General features: G+C 64.5%; 14 protein-coding genes and 1 pseudogene. 3 read left to right on the top strand and 12 right to left on the bottom strand.

The annotated features are described in order from the left end of the window. Both PQI66_RS09100 and fdxA read left to right on the top strand, forming a co-directional pair. Positions 1-83, top strand: a pseudogene (locus tag PQI66_RS09100) (superoxide dismutase); the annotation flags it as partial. 3 nt (positions 84-86) lie between these two features. Then, on the top strand, positions 87-410 hold the full coding sequence (fdxA, locus tag PQI66_RS09095; RefSeq protein WP_339997643.1) for a ferredoxin: 324 nt from the start codon (positions 87-89) through the stop codon (positions 408-410). A gap of 9 nt (positions 411-419) precedes the next feature. On the opposite strand, the gene PQI66_RS09090 is transcribed toward fdxA, so the two are convergent. The 12 genes from PQI66_RS09090 to PQI66_RS09035 all read right to left on the bottom strand — a co-directional run bounded on the left by PQI66_RS09090 (position 420) and on the right by PQI66_RS09035 (position 8,439). Continuing rightward, a complete protein-coding gene (locus PQI66_RS09090) occupies positions 420-1,454 on the bottom strand; it encodes a LysE family transporter (protein ID WP_339997642.1) in 1,035 nt (344 codons plus the stop codon). A gap of 63 nt (positions 1,455-1,517) precedes the next feature. Continuing rightward, positions 1,518-2,339: an AraC family transcriptional regulator gene (locus PQI66_RS09085; RefSeq protein ID WP_339997641.1), complete on the bottom strand. Its 822-nt coding sequence runs from the start codon at positions 2,337-2,339 to the stop codon at positions 1,518-1,520. 18 nt (positions 2,340-2,357) lie between these two features. Continuing rightward, positions 2,358-3,155 (bottom strand): hypothetical protein, encoded by a 798-nt coding sequence (locus PQI66_RS09080; protein ID WP_339997640.1) that lies wholly within the window; start codon positions 3,153-3,155, stop codon positions 2,358-2,360. After that, a complete protein-coding gene (locus PQI66_RS09075) occupies positions 3,152-3,868 on the bottom strand; it encodes an ABC transporter ATP-binding protein (protein ID WP_339997638.1) in 717 nt (238 codons plus the stop codon). Before PQI66_RS09075 ends, PQI66_RS09080 begins: the two co-directional genes overlap by 4 nt. Further along, positions 3,865-4,422: a helix-turn-helix domain-containing protein gene (locus PQI66_RS09070; protein WP_339997636.1), complete on the bottom strand. Its 558-nt coding sequence runs from the start codon at positions 4,420-4,422 to the stop codon at positions 3,865-3,867. The genes PQI66_RS09075 and PQI66_RS09070 overlap by 4 nt, the downstream gene beginning before the upstream one ends. Positions 4,423-4,465: 43 nt before the next feature. Further along, positions 4,466-4,882 (bottom strand): DMT family transporter, encoded by a 417-nt coding sequence (locus PQI66_RS09065; RefSeq protein ID WP_339997634.1) that lies wholly within the window; start codon positions 4,880-4,882, stop codon positions 4,466-4,468. Between the two features lie 40 nt (positions 4,883-4,922). Continuing rightward, positions 4,923-5,237: a DMT family transporter gene (locus PQI66_RS09060; RefSeq protein ID WP_339997632.1), complete on the bottom strand. Its 315-nt coding sequence runs from the start codon at positions 5,235-5,237 to the stop codon at positions 4,923-4,925. After that, a complete protein-coding gene (locus tag PQI66_RS09055; protein ID WP_339997631.1) occupies positions 5,234-5,722 on the bottom strand; it encodes a deaminase in 489 nt (162 codons plus the stop codon). Before PQI66_RS09055 ends, PQI66_RS09060 begins: the two co-directional genes overlap by 4 nt. Further along, positions 5,719-6,324, bottom strand: coding sequence for a DsbA family oxidoreductase (locus PQI66_RS09050; protein WP_339997629.1), 606 nt, complete (start codon positions 6,322-6,324; stop codon positions 5,719-5,721). The genes PQI66_RS09055 and PQI66_RS09050 overlap by 4 nt, the downstream gene beginning before the upstream one ends. 84 nt (positions 6,325-6,408) lie before the next feature. Beyond that, positions 6,409-6,888, bottom strand: a complete 480-nt coding sequence (locus PQI66_RS09045; protein ID WP_339997627.1) for a MarR family winged helix-turn-helix transcriptional regulator — start codon at positions 6,886-6,888, stop codon at positions 6,409-6,411. A gap of 9 nt (positions 6,889-6,897) precedes the next feature. After that, the gene (locus PQI66_RS09040) at positions 6,898-7,398 is read right to left on the bottom strand and encodes a mycothiol transferase (protein ID WP_339997625.1); all 501 of its coding nucleotides are present in this window, start codon (positions 7,396-7,398) and stop codon (positions 6,898-6,900) included. 138 nt (positions 7,399-7,536) lie between these two features. Beyond that, positions 7,537-8,439 carry a tyrosine-protein phosphatase gene (locus PQI66_RS09035; RefSeq protein ID WP_339997623.1) on the bottom strand — a complete coding sequence of 301 codons (903 nt, stop codon included), beginning with the start codon at positions 8,437-8,439 and terminating at the stop codon, positions 7,537-7,539. A gap of 168 nt (positions 8,440-8,607) precedes the next feature. On the opposite strand from PQI66_RS09035, the gene PQI66_RS09030 reads away from it, so the two are divergent. Next, positions 8,608-9,342 carry a PIG-L deacetylase family protein gene (locus tag PQI66_RS09030; RefSeq protein ID WP_339997621.1) on the top strand — a complete coding sequence of 245 codons (735 nt, stop codon included), beginning with the start codon at positions 8,608-8,610 and terminating at the stop codon, positions 9,340-9,342. The last annotated feature ends 23 nt before the right edge of the window (positions 9,343-9,365 follow it).

The raw sequence follows: 9,365 nt of genomic DNA, 5'->3' as shown, positions 1-9,365 counted from the left end.
TCAAGCCCGACTACGTCAAGGCCGTGTGGAACGTGTTCAACTGGGACGACGTCGCCGAGCGCTACGCCGCCGCCAAGAACTGACGTATGACCTACGTGATCGCCCAGCCCTGCGTGGATGTCCTCGACCGGGCCTGCATTGAAGAGTGCCCGGTCGACTGCATCTACGAGGGCAATCGCATGCTCTACATCCACCCGGACGAGTGCGTCGACTGCGGTGCGTGTGAACCCGTCTGTCCGGTCGAGGCGATCTTCTACGAAGACGACGTCCCGGACGAGTGGGAGGACTACTACGACATCAATGTCGCGTTCTTCGACGAACTGGGGTCTCCCGGCGGGGCGACCAAAACCGGCCCCACCGGAACCGATCATCCGTCGATCGCTGCCCTGCCACCGCAGAACCAGGAGTAGATTCGCCAGTCAGTCGGCAATCGCCGTCTGCTGGTAGAGGGCAAGCCGCGGCGTGCCCTCTACCCGTCTGTACGCGCTGGACATCAGAGCAGTGAACGGGTCAGTGAGATCCGACCGTGTCGCGGTGGCGCGGTAGGTCAGCGCCGCCGCATCGTCACTGAGGTGGATGAGCTGCTCGTCCTCAATCCTGTAGGTGTCCCACGACGGCGCGCCGTCGAGCGAGTCGACGACCTGCTCACGAGACATCGTCGTCCCGTTGACCAGAACGAAGACAGCATCGTCCGTCAACATCCGCCCGTAGAAGGTTCCGCCACGAGACTCGCAGAGCGACTGCCAACCCGCGTGCTCGGCTTCCAGGAGTTCTTCTACCGTGAAAGTATTCATCGCTTCACACTGACCCAGCTCAATGAGCAGTTCGGCGACCATGGCCACGCCGAACAGGACGAGAAAGCCCCCGGCGATGCGCGTCAGCCATGGCACGATGCTCCCGAGTCGGCGAAGCGCCCGTCCAGACCCGAACAGGACGGCGACCAGTAGGTCCCACACCAGGACCAGACCGACCATCCACACGCCGTAGGCCGCCAGCGCCATCGCTCCGGCGCCTGAGACAGCAGTCGCCAGGCTGACATAGAACAGGGCATTCTTCGGATTCAGCAACCCTGAGGCCAGTCCGAGCCCGGCGTTCCTCACCCACGGCGAGTTGTATGTCCTGCCTGTCCCGTCACACGCCGTCGCTCGCTCCGGTACCGCCAGACCATCCCGCTGCTCCCCTGTCACCGACCGGAGGAATACGGCGCCGATGTAGATGAGGAACAGTCCACCAGCCAGTTGAACCACGCCCAACACCACCGGATCCTGAATCATCGCGAGTCCAGAAAAAGCAGCCGCGATGATGATCCCGTTGGCAACGGCGATGCCCAGGCACGCGGCGCTGGCACGCCGCCATCCCTCGGCGACGCTGAGCCGCACGATGAGGAAGAAGTCCACCCCGGGGATCAACAGTGCAAGGAAATGAGCGACGGCAACGGCAACAAACTGGTCCATGACCGACAGTGTCGGGCACGGGTGCCGACGGCGTCTTGTACGTTCGTGCGCTTGAGTTCGTACTCACCCCCGATAGGCGCCGGGTGTGGCGGCAACATGGGCCTGGAAAACCCGGTGGAAATGACTCTGGTCGGTGAATCCCAACCTGCTCGCCGTATCGGCGATGGCCGCACCGGAGCGCAGCATTCGTCGGGCCTCCAGGATCCGGGCGTTCTGTCTCCACGCCACCGGACTCAACCCGGTCACCTGCTTCACTGCCCGGATGAGCTGGTAACGGCTCAACCCGACGAGCTCCGCAAGATCGTCCACAGCTGGCGTCGTGTCGTCATACCGGAGGCGGTGCAGGACGGGCTGCAGTCTCTCCGCCAACGCCTGATGTCCGTCGGTCGGAGCACGCATTGTTGGCACAGTCACCGACTCCTCGCGCTCTGCGTTCCCGAACATGACGGCGAGCTGGCGGCACTCGCGCTCCAACTCTGCGGCAGGACGATCCGCGGCGATCGCGTCGTTGACGTTCGTGAGCTGACCGTAGACAGCGGGAGAACGTAGGACGCGGACTCCTGTCGAGCCACTGATAGCCAGGGTCAGGTCGTCCGCCCACACAGCATCCAGGTGGGTCATCTGGTACTGCCACCGTCCTGTATTCGGGTTACAGGAGTGGACGTGCCCTGGCGGGATAACGACGACGTCGCCCGGGGCCAACGATACCCGTCCTGTCAACGCACCGGTGAGGACAGATGTCCCCTCATCGATGAGTCCGAGGGACAGGACATCGTGCGTGTGGGGACGGTAGCAGGTGTTCTCACGACAGGACCGCCGCAGCTCCAGCGACGGTATCGCTGTACTGCGGTGGAACTCCGGTGCCGTTGTCCTCGTGGTTGCCATCGCTGACGAGACTACCTCTCAGGTGCTGAGCACCTTCGTACTGCGGAAACCTCTGGCAGTGAGGGCGACCACTGCAACACTGGCCAGCAACGTGACCGCCAGCACCAGGACAAGTGCCGGCAGGACCCAGGTGGGCAGCAGAAGGACCGTCGGTACAGCGATCATCGCCGGCAATACCGCAAGCAGGCGGATCGGTCCGCCGTTCATCCCCGCCTTGGTCTCAAGGCTACCGGGATAGAGCAGGGCCCCGAAGAGTGTGGCCGTGGCCGACCAGACTGCCATGGAGAGTGGCACGATCACCAGCGCTACGACAAAGGAAAAGGACAGTCTCACCGAGATATCGAGTACTAGGACGGTCACGGCCGCGGCGATCCCGAAGGTCGCTGTTGCGACAATCCACGATGCGGCCGTGAGCAGTAGACCGGCGCCCAGATAGGAGCGGAAGAGCGCCCGGCGCGGTACAGGTCCTGCGAGCAGGACCTCGATACCTCCACCACTGATGTCGTCGGCGGTGACTCCCGGCAACGTCAATGTCGCGACAACGGCAACCAGCATTCCCAGAATCGCCGGGGCCATGCTCAACAGGTAGGTCGTCACCGGTAGGAGATCGCCCCCGGTGTCGCGGACGCTCACCAGTCCAGTGCCCTCTGCCGGGATGAGGTCGTCGAGTCCGGCGGTGTTCATCCCGCCGGGTCCGGCGAAGATGAGAACGGCCAGCAGTCCTCCTATGACTGCGGCCAACCAGACGGCTGTGCTGCGTTGTTGCTGCCAGGCGCGGCGTGCGAATGCGGTGCTCCGTGCGGTTGTTCCGGTCATGGTGTCGCCTCCAGTACGTCGAGAATCATCTGTTCCGTCACCTCTGTGCCGTCCCCGTCTGTACTGATGCTGACAAGCCGTGTCCCGCTGATCACGAGGAAACGGTCAGCGAGCTCGAGCGCCTCGGGAACACTGTGGGTGGAGTACAGAACGGTCCGCTCCTCGCCCCATCCACGCAGCAGCTCACGCGTACGGGCGGCGTAGACAGGATCAAGCCCCGTCAGCGGCTCATCGAGAACAACGAATTGCGGGTCCGTCATGGCCAGTCGGGCGAGGTCGGCACGTTGTCGCTGCCCGCGACTGAGCTGCGTCACCTTCTTTTCGAGCAGGTCGGCAAGGTCGAAGCGGTCGACCAGTTCCTCGGTGCTGAGAAGTGTGCTGTCCGGATAGGTGGCCGTGACTGACTCCCAGAAACGGAGGTTCTCCTGCACGGTCAATGCCGAGGCCAGTGCGGACTCGTGGCCGAGGTAGCCGATACGGGCGCGGACGGGTGAGCCATCTCTGATCTCGGATCCGAGCACCGTACACTGCCCGCCCAGGGCAGGGATGATTCCGCACAACGTGCGCATTAACGTGGTTTTCCCCGAACCGTTCCGGCCGAGGAGAGCGGTGACGCCCGGTCGCAGCGAGAACTCCACCGGACCCAGGACCTCGTTGTCGCCGTAGCCGATGGTCAGGTCCGTGGCCTGGGCACTGTCCTTGACCGTTGTCATGACTCCTCCTTCCCGGTCGCAGGGTCCGGCATATCGTTCGGCATGAGGATGGTGGTGAGTCGCCGTGGACGGCGATCGTCCCGCCGTATGTTCTTCCGGAGCTGCAGGAGCGCATCGGTGAGAGTCCCGAGGAAGTTGTCGAGTTCCTCATCGCTTGCCCAGAAGTCCGCCTGAGCGAAGTTGACGCGGTCTTCGACGAGTTCCGGGGAGCCGGTGTGGAGGTAGGTCTCCATGTCGCGGATAGTCCCGGACGTGAAGACGGTGAACACCGTGAGCAGGTCGTCCGGGGTGAGTGCCTTCAGCTCCTCCGCAGTGGGGTTAGCCAGGGTGGGAGCGATGCGGTAGATCTTCTCGCTGGTGCCACGCACCTGGCGTTCGTCGGCGATCTCGACAACGCCGGCATCCACGAGAGTGGCAACGTGGCGGTACAGGGTGGCGATGGGAATATCAGGGAGGAGTTCACGGATCTGGTGTGTGGTGAACTCCTCACCGTCACGGAGGACCTGGACGATACGAAGCCGGACGGGGTGTAGGAGGACTGATGGTGTGGCCATGTCCAAACACTATCATTATTGATAATGATAGTGAACCCCGAAGTCAGGCCACAGCCGACGACACCCCGAGCTTCGGGCTGTCAGCCAGCTTGAGCCAGACGACACCGCCGATGATCACGGCCAACCAGAAACCTTTGACCAGCGTCAGGGTCTCGTCAAAGAACACGGGTCCGAGTACCGCCGCACCGACGGCACCGAGCCCGGCCCAGACCGCGTAGCCGATGCCGACGTCGATCTGCTTCAAAGCAACGCTGAGAAAGAACAGGGTGAACAGGAAGAACACGATGGCAACCGCTGACCAGAGGAGGTTCGTGAACCCCTCGCTGCCGTTGACGCTCAGCGCGTAGCCCATCTCGAAGAGGCTCGCGACAAGCAGCGCCGCCCAGGGCCCCGCCTTGCCGTCCCCTGGTGTCGGTGGAGTGGTCGTCGAAGGTGTGGTGGTTGATGTGTTGGTGGTCATGGAAGAGGTCCTTTCAAGGTGATGTGGAGGTCGGGTGGTGTCAGGCGGTGAGGTTGAGGCCGATGACTCCAGCAATGACGACACCGATGCCAACGAGCTTCCGCCAGGTCAGCGCCTGGGACAGGAAGAGCGCCCCGACGATCACGATTCCGACGCCGGCCAGCGACGTCCACAGGGCGTAGCCGACCCCGACGTCGAAGGTGAGCAGAGCCAGACTGAGGAAGAAGGTGGCGATCGCGCCGGAGATCAGGGTGGACACCGTCCACCAGAGATGTTTGAAGCCGTTGGCGTTGCCGGCCGAGATGCCGACGGCGACCTCGAAGAGGATCGCGATAGTCAGATAGAGCCAGTTCATGATGATGTTCCTTCGTTGTTGAGGGTCAGGTAGTGCGTGAATGGTTCGGCGTCTTTGGGGACGGGCAGGGGGTGCAGCAGACGCGCCCGCAGGTCGTCGGTGATCCCGAAGTGCCGGTAGCTTGCCCGGTAGTCGAAGCCGTAGTGAGCCACCCGATGGCGGTCGACGGCGACATAGACAGCGGCCACGCCGTGGTCCACGGCAAAGCGGAAACACAGGCCGCAGGGCTCACCGGTGGCGAACAGGCGCGCCCCTTGCAGACTGCCTGCCCCACGTTGCGCGAGGACGTCGCGCATCGCGGCGATCTCCGCATGGGCCGTAGGGTCACCGGTTTCACGGACTTCGTTGGTCCCAAAACAGGACGAACGTCCTGAACTGTCCGCGACGACTCCGACAAACGGGAGGCCACCATGCTCAACGTGGGCAATCGCATGCTCGACGGCCGATACCATCAGCGCCGTGTCACCGGAATTGTCCCGGGTCATACCCCACTCCCCTGCCGCGCCTGGTCGACAGCTTTCCTCAACCTGGCGGCACCGGGCACGCCGCGAAGCAGGACGCCGTCGACGGCGATCGCCGGGACAGCCTGCACCCCGATGGTGTTCACCGCATGGTCCAGACTCTCGCGATGCTGCGTTCGTCGGTCGTCGCTGTGCAGAGCGGCGACCACTTCTGCCCTATCGAGCCCCACCGAGGTGGCGATGTCGATGATGGTGTCCTCGACACCGATATCCCTGTCCTCGCGGAAGAACGCGGTGAACATCGCCTCGGTGTAGTTCTCGGCCCTCCCCTGTTCCTGGGCGAGCTGCAGGACGAGAAAGGCCTTCTCGGTGCGCGGCTGCGGCGAGACCGTCGGCAGGGTGACCGGCACCCCGACGCGCTCAGACATCGGGTACACCGACGCCTCCCAGACGCGTGGCAGGTAGTCGTCCTCGGGCCGGAGCGTGGGCACCGGGTGCGGACGCAGTTCGAACGGGCGGATGGTGACTTCAACGTCGCGGTCGCGTTTCAGTTCGTCGAGCGCGGGCTCGACCAGGAAGCAGAACGGGCAGACGTAATCGAGGTACACCTCAATGCTGGCGGGCATGTGAATCTCCCTTCGTAGACTTTGATGTATGCACATGCATGTTTCCGACTAAAGAAAAACGTCCGCGAACGACCGTCGCGGACGTCAACCTTCAACGAGCGAGCGAACATCCTCCAGTGCCCCGTCAAGCGCACCCGCGCTCAGGTGAGGAAAGTGTGCGGAGACATCCCCCAGCACATCCCGGACCCGCTCTTCGAACGGCTCCCTCACTTCACGCAGCAACCCTTCCCCGCCCTCACCGAGAACGGCATAGACACCGCGACCGTCATCCTCGCACACATCACGGTAGGCGAAACCTTTAGCTTCCAGCCGACTGACCAGCCTGGTAGTGGAACTCTGACTGAGCCCGAGGCGCTGAGCGAGCTCACTGACCCGCAACTCCTTCGCCGAGACATCACGGAGGAACGTCAGTGCCCGGAGCTCCGTCAGACCCACCCGATAACGGGCAGCGAGCCACTTATCCAGATCCGCATCAACCGCGGAAGCGAACGCCGCCACCGTCGACCACGCGACAGTGGCCGCCTCACTGGAGGCGCCCGCGTTTCCATCTCGTTGCATGTGCATGCAGTTAAACTAGCAACGTCTCGCCCATGCGTCAACCCCCACCACATCGCGGCACACCTCCAGGTGCCCAAGGTGCTGGGCGAGTTCGTGAAGGATGTGCTCGAGAACCCACTCCGGGGTCACCTCGGCGGTGTCCCGGCGCGACGTCCCCGTCGCCTCCCGGTTACGAATCCCCTCGGTGAGGGCGATGCGTGCCCAGTCCGGCAACCTGCCGCGGACCTCGTCGACCAGACGCCGCGCGTCCGCCACAGTCCCCGAGGCACGGAACTCGGCGTCCCGGTCGCGGGCAATGTCCTCTCCCCCGATGAACGCACCGCCCCAGTAGTGGGCCATCCCGTGCACGTGGGTGACCAGACCGAAGGCGGTGTTCACCGTGCCGGGGAGAGGCGAACGGTTCACGGTATCGTCATCGAGAGTGTCCAACGCGGCGTCGTACCCGGCGAGGATCTCGGCCGTCACCGACACGAAGGCGTCGTAGTGGGGGTTGTCACGCAACTCATCGCTGTTCATGCTCCCGAGTCAACCACGCGAGAATGCTCCTGACCGCAGAGTGTGCATCTGAGCCACCCCAGGGGCCGAAAATCGGAGGTTTCGCGCCCTGAGCGTTGGCTCAGATCGCCCGGCGAACCGGCGACGGCGGTGGACACGTCAGACCTCGACGAGCTTGTCCTTCAGCGTCTGCACGGTGGAGACGTCCAATCCGAGGCCGTCGACGAGGTAGGTGTCCACGTCGCCGTAGATCTCCTTCATCTCATTCAGCCCGGAGATCAGGAACCCTTCCTGTACTCCGAGCAGCACGCTGTAGGTGTCCGCCGCCTCGTCCCCCTCGGACTCCCGGACCTGTTCGGTGGTGGTCTCGATGCGGTCCCTCGAGTAGTCGTTTGTCGCAAGGTAGTTGTCGATGACGTCCTTCTCGGTCACGCCGGCGGCGAGCTGCAGCACGGCGCTCGTCCACCCGGCGCGGTCCTTGCCGGCAGTGCAGTGGAAGACGACCGGGCCGTCAGCCGCGGCGACAGCGGTGACGACCTTCCCGAACTGCGCCTTCATGCCGTCGTCGGTGACGAAACTGCGGTTGAGCTCCCCGAGCATGGTTGTGGCGTCCTCCGGGGACCCCACTGAGAAACCGTCGCTGGGGTTGGCTGCCGTTGCCCCTCCCCCGGCGATCTCGATGGGGACGTAGTCCGCCCCGGCGGGGACGCGGTCCGGGTGCTCCTCGATCTCGCGGTCGGTCCGCAGGTCGATCACCGTCGAGATTCCGAGGTCCCGCAGAGTGGCGAGGTCGTCGTCATTGATGTCCAGGGCGTTCGACCGGTAGACCGAAGCCGGCTTCAGGTGGCCGTCACCGGTGCTGTAGGCCCGGTCGGTGCCGGCCAGATCGCGGAAGTTGTCGGCCGAGGCCAGGCGAGGGGTGTCGAGGGCGACGGTCCGCACCTCGTCAGACGCAGGTACCGGGACTGCCACCCGTTCAATGGCGTTGGCCTGGCAACCGGCGATGAGCACCGAGAGGGCGAGCAGTCCCGCCGCCGCCGGGACGAGGACCTCGCGGACCACCGGTCGGGTTCTACGTGGAGGGTGAACTGGTGACGTCATGTGGGCCTTTGCGGGGAGAGCGGGTGGTCACCGACATGTTCCCGTGCTTGAATGACCACAACGTGGACGTCAGGTAATCACGTGCCGTCCCGACCGTGAACGTTTACCCACAGGTAGGGAGACCGGACCATGAACGATGATCGTCTCGAACTGCTCGACCTCGGCGACGGCGACCGCGTCCTCTGTATCGTCGCCCACCCCGACGACATGGAGTACGGCTCGTCTGCCGCGGTGGCGGAGTGGACCGACCGCGGGATACCGGTCACCTATCTTCTGCTGACGTCGGGAGAAGCCGGCATCGATTCGATGGACCCCACCGAAACGGGGCCGGCCCGCGCCGAGGAACAGCGTCATGCGTGCGCTCAGGTCGGCGTCGATGACCTGCGGATTCTCGACTTCCCGGACGGGGTGCTCGAGTACTCCCTGGATCTGAGGAGGGCGGTGGCGTCGGTGATCCGGGACGTACGCCCCACCACTCTGCTCACCCTGGGGTGGGACATGGAGATGCCGTGGGGGCTCAACCAGGCGGACCACCGTGTGGCGGGGGTTGTCGCCCTCGATGCGGCGCGGGACGCGGGAAACCGGTGGGTCTTCCCGGAGATCACCGCAGACGACGGACGGGTGTTGGACCGGTGGCAGGCAGAGCAGCTGCTGGTGTTCGGGTCAGCACCAGCCACGCACGCGGTCACGGTCTCCGCCGATGCGGTCGAACGCAGCATTGCCTCCTTGGAGCAGCACAAGGTCTACCTCGCCGCACTGGACGACCATCCGGCTCCCCGTGACCTCATCGGCGGCGTCACGTCGGACGCCGGCGCACACGCAGGCGTGGACCACGCCGTGGCATTCCACCGGTACGAGTTGTAGTCTCGCCCGGCTCGCGCGGCTGC

The organism is Corynebacterium sp. USCH3 (assembly GCF_037619475.1).
Classification (GTDB): Bacteria; Actinomycetota; Actinomycetes; order Mycobacteriales; family Mycobacteriaceae; genus Corynebacterium.
This window is presented reverse-complemented; position numbering and strand designations above follow the sequence as displayed.